Origin of the sequence: Pedobacter sp., assembly GCF_039594775.1 — a bacterium.
GTDB lineage: Bacteria > Bacteroidota > Bacteroidia > Sphingobacteriales > Sphingobacteriaceae > Pedobacter.
Genome location: NZ_JBCNMT010000005.1, coordinates 191,867 through 211,006 on the forward strand (window position 1 = coordinate 191,867; position 19,140 = coordinate 211,006).

Annotated in this window: 16 protein-coding genes and 2 tRNA genes; 11 read left to right on the forward strand and 7 right to left on the reverse strand. The window is 38.0% G+C overall.

The window, feature by feature from the left end:
* Nucleotide 1 precedes the first annotated feature (1 nt).
* Complete coding sequence (locus tag ABDV71_RS13790) at nt 2-994, reverse strand: SIMPL domain-containing protein (protein WP_343533518.1); 993 nt, start codon at nt 992-994, stop codon at nt 2-4.
* A 158-nt stretch (nt 995-1,152) separates the two neighbouring features.
* Between ABDV71_RS13790 and ABDV71_RS13795 the strand changes: the two genes are divergently transcribed.
* The gene (locus ABDV71_RS13795; protein ID WP_343533520.1) at nt 1,153-2,064 is read left to right on the forward strand and encodes a hypothetical protein; all 912 of its coding nucleotides are present in this window, start codon (nt 1,153-1,155) and stop codon (nt 2,062-2,064) included.
* Nucleotides 2,064-2,606, forward strand: a complete 543-nt coding sequence (locus ABDV71_RS13800; protein WP_343533522.1) for a hypothetical protein — start codon at nt 2,064-2,066, stop codon at nt 2,604-2,606. The genes ABDV71_RS13795 and ABDV71_RS13800 overlap by 1 nt, the downstream gene beginning before the upstream one ends.
* Before the next feature lie 393 nt (nt 2,607-2,999).
* On the opposite strand, the gene ABDV71_RS13805 is transcribed toward ABDV71_RS13800, so the two are convergent.
* From ABDV71_RS13805 to ileS, 3 genes are read right to left on the reverse strand one after another with little or no spacing between them, the layout of a single operon-like run.
* The gene (locus ABDV71_RS13805; RefSeq protein ID WP_343533524.1) at nt 3,000-3,602 is read right to left on the reverse strand and encodes a lipoprotein signal peptidase; all 603 of its coding nucleotides are present in this window, start codon (nt 3,600-3,602) and stop codon (nt 3,000-3,002) included.
* A complete protein-coding gene (locus tag ABDV71_RS13810; RefSeq protein ID WP_113663021.1) occupies nt 3,602-3,985 on the reverse strand; it encodes a TraR/DksA C4-type zinc finger protein in 384 nt (127 codons plus the stop codon). Before ABDV71_RS13810 ends, ABDV71_RS13805 begins: the two co-directional genes overlap by 1 nt.
* Nucleotides 3,986-3,989: 4 nt before the next feature.
* Nucleotides 3,990-7,382, reverse strand: a complete 3,393-nt coding sequence (gene ileS, locus ABDV71_RS13815) for an isoleucine--tRNA ligase (protein WP_343533768.1) — start codon at nt 7,380-7,382, stop codon at nt 3,990-3,992.
* A gap of 280 nt (nt 7,383-7,662) precedes the next feature.
* Between ileS and ABDV71_RS13820 the strand changes: the two genes are divergently transcribed.
* Both ABDV71_RS13820 and ABDV71_RS13825 read left to right on the forward strand, forming a co-directional pair.
* Nucleotides 7,663-7,932, forward strand: a complete 270-nt coding sequence (locus tag ABDV71_RS13820; protein ID WP_343533528.1) for an isoleucyl-tRNA synthetase — start codon at nt 7,663-7,665, stop codon at nt 7,930-7,932.
* A gap of 101 nt (nt 7,933-8,033) precedes the next feature.
* Nucleotides 8,034-9,548 carry a WG repeat-containing protein gene (locus ABDV71_RS13825; protein WP_343533529.1) on the forward strand — a complete coding sequence of 505 codons (1,515 nt, stop codon included), beginning with the start codon at nt 8,034-8,036 and terminating at the stop codon, nt 9,546-9,548.
* Here ABDV71_RS13825 and ABDV71_RS13830 read toward each other — a convergent pair.
* From ABDV71_RS13830 to ABDV71_RS13840, 3 genes are all read right to left on the reverse strand, one after another.
* Nucleotides 9,545-10,960 (reverse strand): WG repeat-containing protein, encoded by a 1,416-nt coding sequence (locus ABDV71_RS13830; protein ID WP_343533530.1) that lies wholly within the window; start codon nt 10,958-10,960, stop codon nt 9,545-9,547. The two genes, ABDV71_RS13825 and ABDV71_RS13830, sit on opposite strands and share 4 nt — an antisense overlap.
* Before the next feature lie 157 nt (nt 10,961-11,117).
* Nucleotides 11,118-11,630 carry a DUF4269 domain-containing protein gene (locus ABDV71_RS13835; RefSeq protein WP_343533531.1) on the reverse strand — a complete coding sequence of 171 codons (513 nt, stop codon included), beginning with the start codon at nt 11,628-11,630 and terminating at the stop codon, nt 11,118-11,120.
* Between the two features lie 3 nt (nt 11,631-11,633).
* Nucleotides 11,634-13,991, reverse strand: coding sequence for an MMPL family transporter (locus tag ABDV71_RS13840; protein WP_343533532.1), 2,358 nt, complete (start codon nt 13,989-13,991; stop codon nt 11,634-11,636).
* Nucleotides 13,992-14,148: 157 nt separating this feature from the next.
* Here ABDV71_RS13840 and ABDV71_RS13845 point away from each other — a divergent pair, with 157 nt between their 5' ends.
* The 7 genes from ABDV71_RS13845 (at nt 14,149) to ABDV71_RS13875 (ending at nt 19,095) form a co-directional block, all read left to right on the forward strand.
* Nucleotides 14,149-14,496: a diacylglycerol kinase family protein gene (locus ABDV71_RS13845; RefSeq protein WP_343533533.1), complete on the forward strand. Its 348-nt coding sequence runs from the start codon at nt 14,149-14,151 to the stop codon at nt 14,494-14,496.
* A complete protein-coding gene (gene recO / locus ABDV71_RS13850; RefSeq protein WP_343533534.1) occupies nt 14,497-15,222 on the forward strand; it encodes a DNA repair protein RecO in 726 nt (241 codons plus the stop codon).
* 64 nt (nt 15,223-15,286) lie between these two features.
* Nucleotides 15,287-15,364 (forward strand) — tRNA-Val (locus ABDV71_RS13855).
* Between the two features lie 40 nt (nt 15,365-15,404).
* Nucleotides 15,405-15,479 (forward strand) — tRNA-Val (locus tag ABDV71_RS13860).
* Between the two features lie 288 nt (nt 15,480-15,767).
* The gene (locus tag ABDV71_RS13865; RefSeq protein WP_343533535.1) at nt 15,768-16,715 is read left to right on the forward strand and encodes an SUMF1/EgtB/PvdO family nonheme iron enzyme; all 948 of its coding nucleotides are present in this window, start codon (nt 15,768-15,770) and stop codon (nt 16,713-16,715) included.
* A 29-nt stretch (nt 16,716-16,744) separates the two neighbouring features.
* On the forward strand, nt 16,745-18,067 hold the full coding sequence (locus tag ABDV71_RS13870) for a Gfo/Idh/MocA family oxidoreductase (protein WP_343533536.1): 1,323 nt from the start codon (nt 16,745-16,747) through the stop codon (nt 18,065-18,067).
* Between the two features lie 44 nt (nt 18,068-18,111).
* Nucleotides 18,112-19,095 carry an FAD:protein FMN transferase gene (locus tag ABDV71_RS13875; RefSeq protein WP_343533538.1) on the forward strand — a complete coding sequence of 328 codons (984 nt, stop codon included), beginning with the start codon at nt 18,112-18,114 and terminating at the stop codon, nt 19,093-19,095.
* Nucleotides 19,096-19,140: the final 45 nt, after the last annotated feature.

A 19,140-nucleotide genomic window follows, 5' to 3' on the forward strand; every position in this document is an offset into this window, starting at 1 on the left:
GTTATAAAACCAATCGTTTAATTTCTCCGGTTGCGGTAATCACATAGTACTTATTGTCCTTAACAATAGTGTTTTTTGGAAGCTGGTCTTCTTTAAGTTTTATGGTAATGGTGATTTCGTAAAAAGCCTGTATGCTTGGTTCAGTAATTTCTGGATTGAAGATAAAGTTATGCTCTCTCAAAAGTGCACCGTTAAAATACTGAGTAGTGTTTTTCTTAATGTCATTTACTTCGCTACTGTTCTCGAAACTAGGATGGGTTGCTGCATAAGCTTGGTATTGTCTGTAATTTTCTGTTGGATAGCTAATGTTAAAACCCTCCTGTAGTATTTTTTCTTTCTTGTTTAGGTCAGTATTCATTAGCATGGAGTAGTTTGCTGTCGTCTCTTTGAATACTTCCAACGCTTTTTTCTGCATCTGACTTTTGATCGTATCATAGTTGGTCGTTATATAGTCTACCTTTACTAAATCGTAGATTTCATTTTTGCTACATACAGACATGATTTTATCGAAATCACTACCTTTTTTATATTTGATGATGAGATTTTTTTTAAGCTCAAAGCCGGCAGGTTTTTCATTATAGGTTTTGGGATTAAATATTTTCTTTTCTACAGCATAGTTATAGCTAGGAACGAAGGAAATCATATCTGTAGCAATTTCAATTTCCTTATTGAATGAGCTTAAGTCTCTTATTACATTCTGAATTCTTTCGTCAATAAGGTTGGTGGTTTCTTCCGCAGTTTTCCCAGATTGTAGAATCCCAAAAGTTGCAATAAACGACGAGGCCTTTTCATTGTAAATACCTTTTATTACTACCATCATTTCATCTCGTGAGCTGGTAGTGGTTTTTATGGTGCTACCTCTGTTTATCTGATAAAAGTTGTCTCCATAATTTACATTTCCACTTTTGTAATTGGCGTTGCCTTTAATTTGAGCATGGACTTGGCTTAAAAAGAATAAGGTAGTGACTAATGCGATTAACAGTTTTGCTTTCATAATTTTAAATTTTTTAATGTTTATGAGGCAATTTTATGGCGCTTAAGTAAGATTGTCTTGGTAAAACCGCTTGCACTTCACTGTAAAGTTTTTTACTACATTTACAGTGGTTTTACAGTAAAATAAAGCAGCTTCTAAATACTTTCGATAATCGATAAATGACCGATTTGGATTTGTTTCAGGAATTAAAAGGCAAAGTGCTCCAGACTTATAAAGAGCATTTTCCATTTTTTACTGGAAGCTGGAAAACCTTCAGTTCGCTTGATATCCAGAAATTAATCGTTTTGATAGAAAATGTTTGTAAACAGTCTGTCAGCGAGAAGTGGATCTACACTCATCTAAAGCCTGAGCGAAATGAGAAGATCCCTAGAAAAGATATGTTGGACATCTTGTCGACATTTGTGGGGTATTCTAATTGGGATGAATTTAAGTTTGAGTGCAAAAAAGGGATGAAGGCCCCATCTTCACCAAAAAACAATTGGTTGCTTCGGTTTGGAATAGGATTGACCGCTTTAGTAATCTGTGCTCTTCTGGTTTTTTTCATCACCAAAAAACCTGCTAAAGAAATACGGTTATTACAAATAAAGAATCAATATAATGATCAACAGGTGGATAGTGAAGAGGTTAAAGTTTATCAATTACAGGATTCGCTAAAGAAAACATTAAAGGTTAAAAATGGGGCCATTGAAGTAGATGGCCTACAAAAGCGAAATACGACGCTGGAAATTGTAAGCCCCTTTTATAAAAAGAAAGTGGTTCATATTTCTTATAGCGATACGGCAATCACAAAGATTGATTTACAGCCTAACGATTATGCGATGATGTTGAAGGCTTTTATGATTTCTGATATTAAAGATTGGCAGACACGTAAAGTGCAGCTCGATAAAATTTTATCAGATGACTTGGAAGTAATTGTTATGTTGAAAGATGATTTAGGTGCTGAATACTTTAATAAAGAAGAGTTTTCCCAAAAGCTAATTGTTCCTACTGTTTCTATAAAAAGAATGAAAATAGTAGAATTGAGAAGTGACGAAAATGGGGTGATACAGTTTATAAGAATTAATCAATAATGCTTAGAACTTTTTTAACAGTAGGTTTAATGATCTGTTGTCTTTTTATAAAGGCACAACAGGCTAGTAAAAAAGAGACGGGGGCTAGGGGCTTACAATCAACTTTTGCTGCCCCAGTCTTGGCGGCTTATCAGGAGAATGCCAAAGGAAAAGTAGAAGATTTGTACCAGTATTTCCAGTTGCTTTCGGATACGGCAGCCTCTGTAGATTTAAAAAAAGAAGTGGAGAAAAATATCTACCTTCTTTTTAAGGGGAAGGATATCTTGCTGCCAGATTTCTTAAATAATGCTAAAAATGAAATTAAGCTATCTTCTTTTATCGAGCAACTTAAGAAAAGACATTTAAAGTTTAAGCTGTTGAGATTTGAAGATGGACCCATTCTTTTTGATAGTTGGCAAACAGCTTATGAGGTTCAAATTTTAGATAATAAGGTTGCTCGTTCGTTATCATTAACCCAGACGGTTTACTTATCTAGCGAAGTCAAAACCTTTGGGGACACGACAAAAAATGTTTGGGAACTATATTTGGGACGCATACAATAGTGGTGCAGGCTTGCGTTTATAACGTCATTTCGACCTTGCGAAGCCAAATCTTTGGGAATGTTATGAAAGAGGAATTAAAAAGAACATTATCTAACAAAATTATATCACCACTTCGTGGTTTATTAGCTAACCCTATATTCTAGAATTATATCAGCCCTTCGGACTTGTTCCGTTACCGTTCATAGTACGTCATTTCGACTTTGTCGAAAATCTTTGAACTATTTAATCTGAGCAAATCCAAAGATTTAACTTCGTTGAGCTTCGGTTCCCAGCTACACTGCATTCCGCTCGAAATGACGACATCTCAAAAAAAAAACCTTACAACAATTTGTTGTAAGGTTTTTATAATCAAAACGGAAATCTAAAATTGTAACTCTACAATCGTCAATCTCCCTAGTCTTCTACAGTTTCATTATTAATGCCGATCTCATCTTTCACTTCTTCCTTAAAATAGGTTTTTTGGAAAATCAAGATGGTGATAACACCCACAGAAATGGCTGCATCGGCAAGGTTAAATACTGGTCTGAAAAACTCGAAAGGTTCGCCGCCCCAAACTGGAAACCAAGTAGGGAAAGTGCCTTTCAAAATCGGGAAGTACAGCATATCAACCACACGACCATGGAACAAAGTTTCGTAGCCGTAAATCAGGCCATAAAAAACAGAATCGATGATGTTGCCCAAAGCGCCTGCAAAAATCAAGGCTACATTTAGGATTAAGCCACGATGGTATTTGCGTTGAATTAGGTAATGAAGTCCGTAACCGATACCGCCCACTGCAATAATTCTAAATAGGGATAATGCCAGTTTCCCGAACTCGCCACCAAACTCTAAGCCAAAGGCCATTCCATTGTTTTCTGTAAAGTGGATAATGAACCAATCGCCTAAGACCTTATACTCTTGTCCTAGGTACATGTGGGTTTTTATCCAAGTTTTAGAAACTTGGTCGACCAAAAGCACGATAAATATTAAAAGTAAGGGTTTTGTATAGCCTTTCATTAACCTTGTTTCAATTTAGCTTCCATGCTTAGCGTGGCATGCGGTACCGCACGTAAACGTTCCTTTTGGATGAGTTTACCTGTCTCTCTGCAAATGCCATAAGTTTTGTTCTCAATACGCACTAATGCGGCTTCCAAATTATCAATGAACTTACGTTGACGTGCAGCCAACTGATTGATTTGTTCTTTTTCTAAGGTAGCAGAGCCATCTTCCAAGGTTTTGTAAGCACCAGAAGTGTCTTCTGTGCCATTAGAATTCGGATTGCTTAATGATGAAGTTAACGATTGTAACTCTTCCCTAGAGCTTTTTAATTTCTCTAAAATCAGCTCTTTAAATTCCTGTAGTTCGCTATCAGAATAACGTGTTTTCTCAGTTTTTTCCATATGGTTATATTTTGGCAATCAAAATTTCAAGTTCAACATCTTCAATTACTATTTTGTTTCCGTTAAGCGGTTTTTCCGACAGTAATATATCGTCGGCCAAAATTTCGGTGCAAATGTAATGCTTGTTTTGTAATACCGCAGGTGTAATCAGGTTATCCTGTTGTAAACTTACGGTTATCCTATCGGTTACTTCAAAATCCATTTCCTTGCGCAGGTTTTGCACTCTATTTACCAATTCGCGTGACAAACCTTCTTGTTTAAGCTCTGTAGTGATGTTAACATCCAATGCTACGGTTAAACTGCCCATGTTTGTAACCTGCCATCCTGGAATATCTTCGGCAATAATCTCTACATCTGATAAAAGTATCGAGTAGCTCGTATCAGGTATTGAGAAACTGCCTTCTTTTTCAAATTTGGCAAGGTCTTCTTGGCTCATGTTGTTGATGACTTCGGTCACCATTTTCATATCCTTCCCAACTTTTGCACCTAAAGCCTTAAAGTTTGGTTTTACCTTTTTCTTGATGAAACCTGCGGCGTCGGTAATATAGGAAATTTCTTTAATATTGGTTTCAGATAGGATAAGGTCTTTCACCAGTTCTACTTTATCTTTAAAGTTATCGTCCAAAATTGGGATCAATACTTTAGCTAACGGTTGACGTACATTGATGCCCATTTTCTTACGTAGTGATAGTACCATCGAAGAAATGTTTTGAGCCAGCTCCATGCGTTCGTTCAAAGCATTGTCTACCAATGATAAATCGGCCTCAGGCAAAATGGTTAAGTGTACCGATTCTGATTTGGCGGTAGCAGGTAAAATCTCAGTTAGGTTTTGATACAACCAGTCTGAGAAGAAAGGTGCAATTGGCGACATCAGCTGCGCGATGTTGGTCAAGCAGGTGTACAATGTTTCGTAAGCTGCTTTTTTATCTTCAGTCATTTCGCCTTTCCAGAAACGACGACGAGATAAACGGATGTACCAGTTGCTTAAATGCTCATCAACAAAATTTTGGATAGCTCTTGCGGCCTTGGTAGGCTCGTAAGTGTTGTAGCTTTCGTCAACTTCGGCAATCAGGTTTTGCAATAGCGATAAAATCCAACGATCTAATTCGCTGCGTTGTGCCACAGGAGTTTGATTGTTCAAGTCAATCTCAAACTTGTCGATGTTGGCATATAAGGCAAAGAAAGAATAGGTGTTGTACAAGGTTCCAAAGAACTTGCGACGTACTTCATCTAATCCTTCTAGGTTAAATTTCAGGTTATCCCAAGGTGATGCATTGCTGATCATGTACCAACGCGTAGCATCGGCACTGTAAGTATCAATGGTGCTAAATGGGTCAACGGCATTGCCTAAACGTTTAGACATTTTGTTGCCGTTTTTATCCAATACCAATCCGTTTGATACTACATTTTTAAAGGCAATCCCTGGGTTGTTTACACGCTCGTTGATGGCTTTGATTTCATCACTGGTTTCGCTTAACATTACCGCAATGGCATGTAAGGTAAAGAACCAGCCACGAGTTTGGTCAACACCTTCTGCAATGAAATCAGCAGGGTAGGCATTTTCAAATTCTTCTTTGTTTTCGAAAGGGAAGTGCCATTGTGCATAAGGCATGGCGCCGCTATCAAACCATACGTCAATAAGGTCGGTTTCGCGGGTCATTTTTTCTCCTTTAGAGGACACTAAAAATACATCATCTACGTAAGGGCGGTGCATGTCTTTGAGCTCGAAACCAGCTGGCATTAAACCTGCTTCAATTGCCTTCGCAATTTCGTTGTTCAATTCCTCCACAGAACCAATACATTTCTCTTCCAAACCATCAGCAGTACGCCAAATTGGAAGCGGTGTTCCCCAGTAACGAGAACGAGAAAGGTTCCAGTCTACCAAGTTTTCTAACCAGTTGCCAAAACGTCCAGTTCCGGTAGCTTCAGGCTTCCAGTTGATTGTTTTGTTCAACTCAGCCATTTTTTCTTTAACGGCAGTGGTTTTAATAAACCAGCTATCTAATGGATAGTAAAGCACGGGTTTGTCAGTTCTCCAGCAGTGTGGATAGCTGTGTACATATTTTTCTACCTTAAAGGCTTTGTTTTCCTCCTTTAAACGGATAGCAATTTCTACATCCACTGATTTTTCTGGTGCTTGACCTTCAGTGTAGTATTCGTTCTTTACGTATTTGCCACCAAACTCACCTAATGAAGCTACAAATTTACCTTGCAGGTCAACCAAAGGAACGGCATTGCCTTTGTCGTCTAAAATCAACAAAGGAGGAACTTCAGGGCTAGCTTGTTTAGCTACACGAGCATCATCGGCACCAAAAGTAGGAGCAGTGTGAACAATACCAGTACCATCTTCTGTGGTTACAAAATCGCCGCTAATTACACGGAATGCATTCTCTGCATTTTGGTAAGGTAGCGCTAATGGTAAAAGTTGTTCGTATTTAATGTTAACCAAATCAGCACCAACAAACTCGGCTAGTATTTGATAAGGGATTTTTTTGTCTTCGGCTTTGTAGTTTGCAAAAGCTTCTTCATCTTCCGCTAGGAAAAATTTTCCGCCAAATTGTTTGCCCACTAAAGGTTTTGCCAATATCACTTTAACGGGCTCGAAGGTGTACTGGTTAAAAGTTTTTACCAATACATAGTCGATTTTTGGCCCAACGGTTAAAGCGGTGTTACTTGGCAAGGTCCAAGGGGTAGTGGTCCAAGCTAAGAAATGGATTTCTCCAAAACCTTGTAAAAACGAAGGTAGCGTATCTGCAATGGCTTTAAACTGTGCTACAATAGTGGTGTCGCTTACATCGCGATAAGTGCCAGGTTGGTTTAATTCGTGTGAACTTAAACCTGTACCTGCTGCTGGCGAGTAAGGTTGGATGGTGTAGCCTTTGTATAGAAATCCTTTATTATAAAGTTGTTTTAAAATCCACCAAAGGGTTTCGATATATTCGTTTTTATAGGTGATATAAGGGTTTTGCAAATCAACCCAGTAACCCATTTTTTCGGTAAGGTCATTCCAAACATCAGTGTAGCGCATTACCTCTTCTTTACAAGCGGCATTGTATTCGTCTACAGAAATTTTCTTTCCGATGTCTTCTTTAACGATACCTAATTTTTTCTCCACAGCAAGCTCAATTGGAAGACCATGAGTATCCCAACCCCCTTTGCGTTTTACCTGATATCCTTTTAGGGTTTTATAACGGCAGAAAATATCCTTAATCGCACGGGCCATCACGTGGTGAATGCCAGGCATACCATTTGCCGAAGGTGGTCCTTCGTAAAAAGTGAAAGGTTTGTTTTTTGGTCTGCTGTCTATACTTTTTTCAAAGATGTTTTCCGCTTTCCAAAACTCTAGTATTTCTTTACCTATTTTCGCTAGTTCTAACTGTTTAAATTCCCTATACATCAATCAAGTATCTCAAAAATTAAAGGTTGCAAAGTTAAGATTTTAGAATGAATAATGGTAGTTTTGAGGCTGAAATAGTTTTATGGATAAATTTCTGAAAAGAGGGCTTTTTTGTATGCTGGGGGCGGTATTGTTGATGCCTTTAGCACTGTTGTTAAAGAATAGCAACGAAAATATAACACTAGGAGTACTTTTTTTAAGCATGGTTTTAGAACTTATTGGGCTCATCTTTGTTGTGTTAAGCATATTGCAACAAAGAAGGGTAAGAAACCAATAAGTTATGATTAAAAATCTGAAGCTAACTAAAGCTATTGTAGCAATAGCTTTGGGGATTACGGCACTTATTGCCGCCAAAATCATGGAGGCTTATAAAGTAAGCGGAAGCCAAGTTGTATTGGCCATTTCTGGAGTGCTATTTATTGCAGGAGCATTAATTTTTATCTATCCGATATTATTTGCGACTAAAGCAGATAAAGATGGTAAACATGTAGAGCTTAAGCCTGCTGCAAAGGAACCAGTTCCTGAAACTGGGAGCGGGATAGCTAGTTAAGCGACGTTCTGATTGGCTATTAAGAAATTAGACTTAGCATTTAAGTCAAAGGTTTGATAGGTAGTTAGGGAATTGGTATATTCGAGCCTTTAACTGCTTTCATGAAGAAAATACTATATATATCATTTGTTGTATCGCTATTGTTTAGCACTTGTCACGCTTTTGCGCAACAACAGTTTATCCCGTATCGTTTAGGTAAGCTTTGGGGTTTGGCCGATACCAACGGCATCATAAAGCTAACTCCAGTTTACGATGAAATTGAGGATGGAGGTGTCAAAAAAAGAAAGAGTAAAGAAGTAATCCCCTTTTTTATTACCAGAAAAAACAAGAAGTACGGTCTTCTGATAGGTTCTAAAACCTTACTTGCTCCACTATACAATAGGCTAATTATTGATTCTCTATTTATCACAGAATATAGAAAGATCAATGATGACCCGACTGTGGGCGGCTCTAGGCTCATTATTCGTAATCTCAAAGGTGAGGTACTGTTCCCAGATTCGATTATGCAGATAGAGAAGGTCTCGTCCAATACAAGACTTCAGCATATGGTTTTCCAGACTAGGGCAAATAACAACCGTTCGGGAGCTTTTTGGTACGATCCGGAGAAACAGGTGATTAACCAATGGTTGTTTAAAAATATAGCTCATGTTTTTATGTATGAACACAAGGGGAAATTGTTTGCGACGGTGTATAAAACAGAAAAAGGGGGAAGAACTTATTTCGAGTTGCCTTACAATACTGTTACTCAAATGTATGATGTTAAACAACTTAGTGTAATGCCAGAAGTGGGCGAAGGAACCGATGCTTTGTATCGTGGTTCGAGTGGTTATGGGGGAATGGATAGTGGTAAAGGCAACAATTTAATGTTTGAAAAGAAAATAATTAGTAGCCCTAAGGGTTGGTCTCAGGTTACGATGACCCTTAGATACCGCGAAAATAAAACCAAATATGATACCTTGGTTATTGACTTGAAAGCAGATACTGCTTACTTAAGCGATTATAAGTCTGGAAGATTTGGAGTGTATCATACAACGGATAACTATTGGACAAAAGCAACCGATACCATTTATATTTATCAGAACTATTTGCATTATAGCTATAAAGGCAAAAAAGGAGTCTATGTTGACGGTAGAGTAGTGCCCGCGGTTTATGATGAGTTAATTTATTTCAAAGCATCTGCAAAAAGCAAACCTTATTTCTTGGCAAGTAAAACATCATCAACAACTAATGCTGTTTATTGGGGAGTAATAGATGAACAGGGCGTAGAGATCTTACCGATTATTTACGACCAAATTATTAGACCGCAGGCTTCTAATGCAATGTGGATTATCAAAAAAGATAATCTTTATGGGGTTACTGATAGTGAAGGGAAATTTATTTTTCCAGTTAGATACGATCGGATTAATCCTAGTGAATCATTTCTTAGTTTTGATATTGTTCACAAAGGTAAGCATGGCTATCTAGACATGTATAAAGAAAAAATCGAACCTAAATTTCCTTACCCTGTGTCGAGAAAGCTTTCTATTGGTCGTTATATGGTTTTTGAATTAAAAGATGCTAACGGAAAGGTGTTAGGTTTTGCTGATCCCAAAGGGTTTCTCTACTTTAAGAATTAGTAGTCAATGGTGTTTCTTCGCATTTCGTTACCGTAACGGTCAACGGTGTAAATTTCATGATTTTTTTCTATCGTGATAAAACCTTGTCGTATTGCTTGTGAGGCATTTTTAATCCTATCGTGCTTTATAGGGAAAAGTACCTTGCCTTCTAGGTCTATTACACCCATCTTGCCTCCTTGGGTTACTACTAAGAAATCTGTATATAACTCAATTTCGTCATAACTCATTGGAGTGATTTCCTTCGTCTTTAAGTTTATTCTACTCCACTTATCGCTATCGCTGATAATGGCTGTTCCATTTTTTACAGGCATTATCACATCATGCTTTATTGGTATTAAGATTTTCCCTTTCAAATCTGTTAATCCATATTTTTTTTCCTTTTCGATAACAATGAAAGGGCTTGTCGATGGTGTGAACAAGTGTTCGTAGTCTATTGGAATTATCTCTTTGCCATCTAGGCCTGTAGCACCAAGTTTGTCTCCTTTTTTTATCACCACCATTTGTTTTGTAAAATGTAGGAATTCTTGATAGTCGGCATTAATGAGTACTTTTCCTTGAAGGTTCATTAAACCAATTTTAGGTTTCGACTTAGTTCCTTCATTAAATTTGATCAATTTTTGCTCGTACAGAAACTGAAGTCTTTCACTATAGACAGGAGCTACGACAGTTCTGCCCATGGTATCCATAAGTCCGTATTTTTTTTCCTGTTCTTCTTGTTTAGTAATTAAAAAAAGTCCGTGAGCTATGGGACTAATCTGTTCGTAAGTTGGAACTTGCAATATTTGCCCTTTAGTATTGGCCAGACCCTTTTTTTTGTCTATTGTTAGTAAGATTAAATTACCGTTGTCGGCTCCTGGATGAAAGGCTAAAGCGTCGTAAACCGGTTGTAAAACCATTTGTCCATCGTAGTCAATAAGCCCCAATTTTTTATTTTGCTTTATTAGGAGTAACGGGTGTTTCTTTCTGTTGTTGTAGCTATCGAAGATAGATAAACTTTCATATTGAGGCACTTTTATTGTTGTACCATCACTTTTGGCTATCCCAAATTTATCATCTTTCTCTGTGATTAAAAGTTGATTGTCAATGTATTGCAGATTGTTGTATATGGGTGTTAATCCTTGTTTGTTGCTTGTTTTGTGGAACGTCCCTAATTTGCCGTTGATGTTGAGTTGCTGGTAAGGGTCGTTTCTTCTGTATTCAATTTCACGAGGTTCCGGCATTCCCATGCCTATTGATCCCATTGCTCCACCATAACTATAGACTTCTTTCATCTCATTTTTTGGAGTGAATTTGCCATGAAGATCTATAAAGCCTGGCTTACTATCGTAAATAGCTTGTGCCGCTATGAGTAAGGGCTTTCTTTGCAATGTATCATATCTTCCAACCAATAAGTACTTTTTTGCTTTGAGCATTTCTTTAAACTTGGGGTTGGAGATATAACCATTCTCGTCAGGGATAAATGTTTGAGCCTGCAACTTGAGATTAAACAAAAAAAGTAAAATGAAAACAAGTTTTGAAAGTGAGCTTAACATGCGTAGTGAATTATAAACAGTTGCTAAAATAGCTTGATTAATGATGTAAATCTAATAAAGCTTGGTAAGGATTTCCGATTAAATCTAACAACTTTGCAAATGCGGGTTCGGTTTTATAGCCTTTGCGTTTAAGCTCAACAACTTTTAACCTAAAATCTTCTCCTTTTTCTTGTAAGATTTGATGTTCGGTGAGCATGTGCCGATAAGCGTTTTGTTGTTGAGTTGGGATGTTCTGACCAAAGACTTCAATTTCGAAATTATCTAGCTTGAAATTACAAACAACACTGTTGTCAGCTTGGGTGCCGATTTGGAATTCCTTTTCTGAATTAAACAAATTAGTTAATGTTGCCAAAAATTCTTGTTGATCTTTCCAGTGGCAAATGATATCGAGGTCACTGTTCTCAATATCGATGAGGATAGGAATGGTACCGGTGAGAATTGGTGCGTAAGCTTCAAGTTTTTCTAATATCTGGTGAGTAACGAGCGTTTGGTAGGCTGACTGTTGTCGCTCGTTACCTTCACTTAAATACGATATAGTTAGGAAGTTCATTTGTTAATGGTCGTCCAAATTCTCCAAGTTCTTTGCGACCTCTGCTTCAGATAGTTTTTTACGCTTTTTATTCTTGTCTAACCAAAGCATTAAAGCAGGCAATAAGGTAAGGTTAAAAGCCAAAGCAACAATTAAGGTAATGGACAATAAGAAACCTAGTATTACAGTCCCCCCAAAAGTAGAGGCCGTAAAAATGCCAAAGCCAAAGAATAGGATTAGGGCAATGTGTGTCATGCTTACTCCCGTTTCGGTGATGGTATCGGTAATTACCTTGCTTACGCTATAGTTGGTAAGGTTAAGCTCTTGTTGGTATCTGGTTAAGAAATAGATGGTCTGGTCAGAAGCCAATCCAAAAGCAATGGTGAAAATCAATATGGTAGACGGTTTCAACGGAATGCCAAAGAATCCCATCAGTCCAGCGGTAATAATTAACGGAACTACATTCGGTAGCAGTGAAATGAACATGATGCCCAGGCTTCTAAACTGTGCCAGACGTAATAATGAAATCAACACGATAGCTAAACCAATACTTTCAAATAAATGCTCCAATAGATAGTCAGTTCCTTTAGAGAAAATAATGCTAGAGCCGGTTAAGGTCACGTTAAAACGTTTTGGGGATAAGATAGAATCGATTTTTGGTTTCAGTTCTTCCAACAATTGGTCTAAACGTTTAGAGCCAACATCCGCCATCTGAAAACTTACACGTGCCGTTTGTTTGTCCTTGTCCACAAAATTGGTGAGCATATTTCCATTTCCTTTACCAGAATTTGCTGCATAGATTAAAATAAAATTCTTCTCAAAATCTGAAGGTAGGCGATAAAATGAGGTGTCGCCATTATAGAATACCTGTGTGGCATATTTTAATCCCGTGTTCAACGAAATAGAGCGAGAAAACTCTGGATAAGCAGCAATCATCTGCTCCAATTTGTCGATTTTGTTGAGCGATGATAGGCTTAAAATGCCATTCTTGCGTTTGGTGTCGACACTAATTTCCAGCGGTAAAATGCCTTCAAAATTCTTCTCGAAAAATTTCAGGTCGGTCAATATTTTAGAGCTTTTCGGTAAATCGTCCACCACATAGCCGTTCACATTGATGCGATAAACGCCAATCAATGAAACAACAGTTAAAATGATGGTAACGATATAAATCGAAGCACTTTTATGTTGCACCAATTTATCCGTTTTGGCTAATAGCCTGTCTAGGAAATTTGGTTCGTGTGTTCCTTGTGTTTTGTTTTTTGGAGCAGGTAGATAGCTAAAAATAGCAGGGATTAAGCACAGACTCATTAGCCAGGTAAACATTACATTTAATGCCGCTACACTTCCAAATTGCATCAACAGCTCACTTCCAGTAAAGTAAAGTACGCCAAAGCCAATGGCAGCAGTAATGTTTGCAATTAAAGTGGTTACCGAAATTCTTTCTACAGTAATGCTCCATGCTTTTTGTTTATCGCCATGCTTTTTAAGCTCATTGTGGTATTTGTTCAGTAACAGAATACTGTTCGGGATACCGATAATTACAATCAGTGGAGGAATCAATCCTGTTAAAATGGTGATTTCATAGCCAAATAGCACCAAGGTGCCCACACTCCAAATCACTCCCATGATCACCACTAGTACTGGGAAAAACACAGCTGAAAAGCTACGGAAAAAGATGACCAATATTAAGGCGGAAACTAGAATGGATAAGCCAAGGAAAAGCACGAATTCGTTAGAAACGAGCTTGCTGGTTGCCGTTCTGATATAAGGTAATCCTGATAGGTGTACGTCTATGTTCTCGCTTTTTCCAAAAGCCAATGCTTTTTCTTCTATTTCTTTCAGGATAGGGTTTCTAGCTGCAGAATTGAGGATTTTCTGGTCGAAAGTAACTGCCATTAAGGTGGCGTTAGTTTCGGTGTGATATAAAAGGCCCTTGTAAAAAGGCAGTTGGTTTAACTTGCTTTTTAGCGAGTCCATTTCCGCATCGGTGGTAATGATTTTGCCTGGAAGTGGTTTTACGGTAAACTTTTGGTTAACGGTGTCTTTCTCCAGTTCAAAAAACTTACCGATGGAAAGTACGCCTTTAATGCCTTTAAGTTGTTGTAGTTCATTAGAAAGCTTCGCCCATTTGTTGTAAGTATCTTTTTGAAAGATTTTATCATCTTTAATACCAATCACTACAATGCTGCCATCTTCACCAAACTGCTTTTTAAAAGCATTGTATTTGATGAAAACCGAATCGGTTAGTGGCAGAATTTTACTTCCTGCATAAGAAAGCTTGATGTTTTTGGCCTGCCATCCCATAAAAATGGTAATGGCAATAAATAAAAGGATAAGGAGAACGCGATTTTTTAAAATAGCATTAGATAGTTTTACCCACATATAGATTTATAAAAAAATGTAAAGAACGCATAAAAATGATGGATTACAAAATAACCAGGCTATTTATGGAAGGTTCTTGTTTATACAAACAGAAGTTTTGCTGTAAATGTTGTTTAAAAAATGAAGTAACTTTAAAGTTCAATAACTTCCGTTTTTAATGAATAGGTTTTTGAAGAGTTTTAAGTTTGCGGCCAAAGGATTGTCCCATACGGTGGTCACACAGCCGAATTTCATATTCCACCTCATTGCTGCGTTACTTGTTGTTGCGGCAGGTTGGTACTTCGAGGTCTCAAAAGGAGAGTGGTTGGCTATTGTAATTTGTATTGGTTTGGTGATGGTTACTGAGCTAATTAATACCGCCATTGAAGTTTTGGTCGATTGGTTATCGCCAGAATTTAATGTGAAAGCAGGTTTAGTGAAAGATATTGCCGCTGGAGCAGTTTTGGTGGCCGCTTTGATCGCATTACTCGTTGCATTCATTATTTTCGTGCCCAAAATATTTTAAATGCTGCATAAAACCCGAGGGATAGTGTTGAGAGTAACTACTTATAGCGAAAGCAGTGTGGTAGTGCAAATGTTTACCGAAAAGTTCGGCATACAGTCGTACCTAATTAACGGAGTGAAAAAGCCCAAAGCTAAAATCCCGATGAATGTATTGCAGCCACTTCATTTGTTGGACATGGTCGTTTACTATAAACAGAACACACAGATACAAAGGGTGTCTGAAGCTAGGCCAGTGCCCATATTCAAAAGTATTCCCTATGAGGTGATTAAAAATACCATCGTTCAGTTTTTAAATGAGGTACTTTATAAAAGCATTAGACAGCAACATGTGGATGAGCAATTGTTCGAGTATCTTTATCATGCCATTAGTTGGTTTGATGAAACCGAAGAGTTGAGTGTAAATTTCCATTTGTCGTTTTTGATGAAATTGACACGTTTCTTAGGCTTTGCTCCGCAAGCTCAGGCTAGGGCTGACCAAAAATATTTCGATTTGCAGGAAGGAAGCTTTACTTCGGTTGCTCCGATGCATCCTTATTTTACTGCCGATGTAGATGGAAATTCTTTGATGCAGCTATTAAACACACCTTTTGAAAAAATTAATGAAATTAAATTTTCAAATGCCTACAGGCGATTGGTTTTAGATAAAATATTGATTTACTATCAATTGCATACAGCTTCCTTTGGGCAAATAAAGTCACATCAAATACTTGAAGAAGTTCTTTCCTAAAAAAAATAAAAAAAGAATTGCAATGAAATAATATAACGCTATATTTGCATTCCCAAACGGAATTGGAGGATTAGCTCAGCTGGTTCAGAGCACCTGCCTTACAAGCAGGGGGTCACTGGTTCGAACCCAGTATCCTCCACCAAAAAAGTTTACAGGATAGTAAGCAATTTCAATTAAAACCCGGAGGATTAGCTCAGCTGGTTCAGAGCACCTGCCTTACAAGCAGGGGGTCACTGGTTCGAACCCAGTATCCTCCACATTAAGCCTTATTAGTTCTGCTGGTAAGGCTTTTTTGTTTTTAAAGAGTTTAAGCAAAAAAAACGGTTTCGCACAGGTTCAAACCCTCTCAATGGCAAATCGGGAGGGTTTGAACCCGGTATCCTTCACATTAAGCTATGTTTTCTACTTATATCCTTATATTTTCCTTAGTGTGGCGCTATGGTATTGTTTGAATTTATCAGTTCAATTTGCAAAGTATTCAACTTAAATAGCAAGCCTTGTTGGCCCCACTTTTAATTATGTTTTCTTTTTATAATTTTATGATTATGAAATATAAATTCTTGCTAGGATTGGTGTTGATCTGCTTTCAATTGGAAGCCCAACAGCACAAAAATTATCAGCAAAAAATTAACGGGACCAAACTTACATTCGATATGCAGGCTATCCCCGCAGGCGAATTTTCGATGGGCAGCAAGAATGGTAATGCAGACGAACTTCCGGTTCACAAAGTAAAGCTAGATGCTTTTTGGATGAGCAAGCTAGAAGTAACCTGGGATATTTTTGAGCCATTTCTATATAAAGACTACGAGAAAAGCAACAGTACAAATGTGTCGGCAGAAATTGATGCCGTTACCCGCCCAACTAAACCATATTTAGATATGACCTTTGGTATGGGAAAACAAAACTACCCAGCGCTCGCTATGACTCAATACAGTGCCATACAGTTTTGTAAATGGCTGTATGTTCGTACAGGTGTTTTTTATCGATTGCCTACAGAAGCTGAATGGGAGTACGCTTGTAGGGCAGGTACTGACACAGAATTTAGTTTCGGTAACGATGAGAAAAGATTGAAAGAGTTTGCGTGGTACAAAGACAACAGTGAGAAGAAAACACAGCCGGTTGGGCTAAAAAAACCTAACGCATGGGGTTTGCATGATATGTACGGTAATGTAGCTGAATGGACCTATGATCAATATACCACAGATTTTTATGCCAGTTCGGAAAATGCGAAGAACCCAGTAGCAATTGCGGATAAATTATATCCCTTAGTTGTTCGTGGAGGTTCTTATGAAGATGATGCCAAATACCTCCGTTCTGCCGCAAGGGCAACCTCAGATCCTGCGTGGAAACAAATTGACCCTCAAATACCTAAAAGCAATTGGTGGTTTCCAGAAGCACCATTTATTGGAATTAGGCTGGTTAGGCCACTAGTACAACCAACCAAGGAGCAGATAGATGCTTATTATAATAAACCACCAATCAAGGATTTTTAAGAAAACTAAACCAAAACACATAAAAAATTATGGCTAATACTAAGGATATACAAAAAGAGCGTAGAAAATTTATTAAGTCTTCGGCCCTTATAGCAGGAGGAATGGTGATGAGTGGATATTCATGGGCGGGAGTTAACTCTTCTGTTGATGATACTATTAAAGTTGCGCTAATTGGCTGTGGAGATAGAGGTACTGGAGCTGCTTTTCAGGCTTTAAATACCAAATCTAATATTAAACTCGTGGCATTGGCCGATGCATTTCAGGATCGCTTAGATAATAGTTATAAGTTGTTGTCGGAAAAGTTTAAAGACAAAGTTGATGTTCCTAAAGAACGCCAGTTTGTAGGTTTTGATGCCTATGAAAAAGCGATCGCTGTAGCTGATGTTGTTTTATTGGTAACGCCTCCGGGTTTTAGGCCAATGCATTTTGAAGAAGCCGTGAAGCAGGGAAAACATGTATTTATGGAAAAGCCTGTTGCAGTGGATTCTCCGGGTATTCGTAGAGTTTTAGCTGCTGCTGAAATTGCTAAACAGAAAAAACTAAATGTAGTTGTTGGCTTGCAGCGTAGGTATCAAACCAATTATAGAGAAACAATTAAAAGGATACAAGATGGCGCCATTGGTGATATTGTTTCAGGGCAGGTTTACTGGAATAGTGGTGGTGTTTGGGTAAAGCCCCGTACCGACAAACAAACCGAAATGGAATACCAAATGCGTAACTGGTATTATTTTAATTGGTTGTGCGGCGACCATATTGTAGAGCAGCACGTGCATAATATTGATGTTGCCAATTGGGTTAAAAATGCATATCCAGTTTCCGTACAGGGAACCGGAAGTAGGGCCTGGCGAACAGGTAAAGACTACGGCGAGATTTATGACAACCATGCGGTAGAACTGAAATACGCAGATGGATCGGTTATCTACAGTCAATGCCGCCATTTTGAAGGTACACAAAACAGAGTTGATGAAACTTTCCAAGGTACAAAGGGCAAAGTTTATTTATCAGCCAATAATTCCGGAATTTTATGGGACCATCAAGGTAAAGAAATATATAACCACGATAGAAAAGGAAATGCAAACCCTTACCAAACGGAGCATGACGAGTTGTTTGCGGCAATTTCAAAAAGAGAATATAAATTTTGGGATGCCGAGCGTGCAGCAAAAAGCTGCTTAACAGCAATCATTGGGCGTTATGCAACCTATTCTGGCCAGGTAATTAAATGGGATGATGCGTTAAACGCAGAAAATAGCCTGTTCCCAGATAAATTAGCTTGGGATGCCTTGCCAAAATCATTGCCAGATGCTAATGGGCTTTACGCTATAGCAAGGCCAGGTAAAAACAAAGTGCTTTAATGATATCTAGTTTAAAGTCGATATTGTTATTTTCCTGTTTTTTTATGACGCTAGGACAAGAATCGCCTATGCGAGAATTTAAAATTAGAGGGCGAGCGCAAGGTACAACATACTCTGCCAGCTATTTTGCAAAAGATAGCTTGATTACCAAAGCACAAATCGATAGCATTTTAAATGTTATCGATTTGTCTATGTCCCTATACAGGCCAAATTCTACCATTAGTCAGTTTAATGCCAATAAAAAAGCCAAAATCAAAGTTGACGGGCACATGGCTGCCGTTTTAAATAAATCGTTTCAAATTAATAAAGAAACAGATGGGTTGTTTGATGTTACCATTCAGCCATTGATGCGCCTTTGGGGATTTTACAGGGAGCAGGGACAAAATTATCCGCCGGATACGACCAGAATTAGCGCTTTTTTACAGAGTACAACGGGTATGGATAAAATTAAAATCCGTAAACACTGGCTGAGTAAAAAAAATAACCATGTAGAAATTGATCTAAATGGAATTGCGCAAGGCTATTCGGTAGATGTGGTTGCCGATTTTATGCAGGCGAAGGGTATTGCAAGTTATGTTTTTGAGCTAGGCGGAGAAATTAGAGCCAAGGGTCCAAAGCCAGATGGCAGTACCATTAAAATTGGTGTTGAAGGGCCTAGTACGGACGATTTTGAAAAGGCAAATTTTAAACATCGGGTCTCTTTTACAGAAGGCGCAATTACAACTTCGGGCAGTTATAGTAATTACATTGTTTATAAAGGTAAAAACTACGGGCATATCATTAATCCAAAAACGGGCTATCCAATAAACAATGGTGTCATTAGCGTTACTGTTTATGCAAAAAAAGCAATAGATGCAGATGGTTATGACAATGCGCTAATGTTGATGCCAGTAGAAAAAGCACTTGAATTTGTAAAGGCTAAAAGAGATTTAGAAGCATACATTATCTATAAAAAGGCAGATGGTACAGTTGTAGATACTTTAACATCTGGGTTTAAAAAGATGCTTGTCTCTCCAGGATTAAGATAAGATCAATGGATTTCGCCTAATAGTTTTGCGGACCTCAAAGTAGAT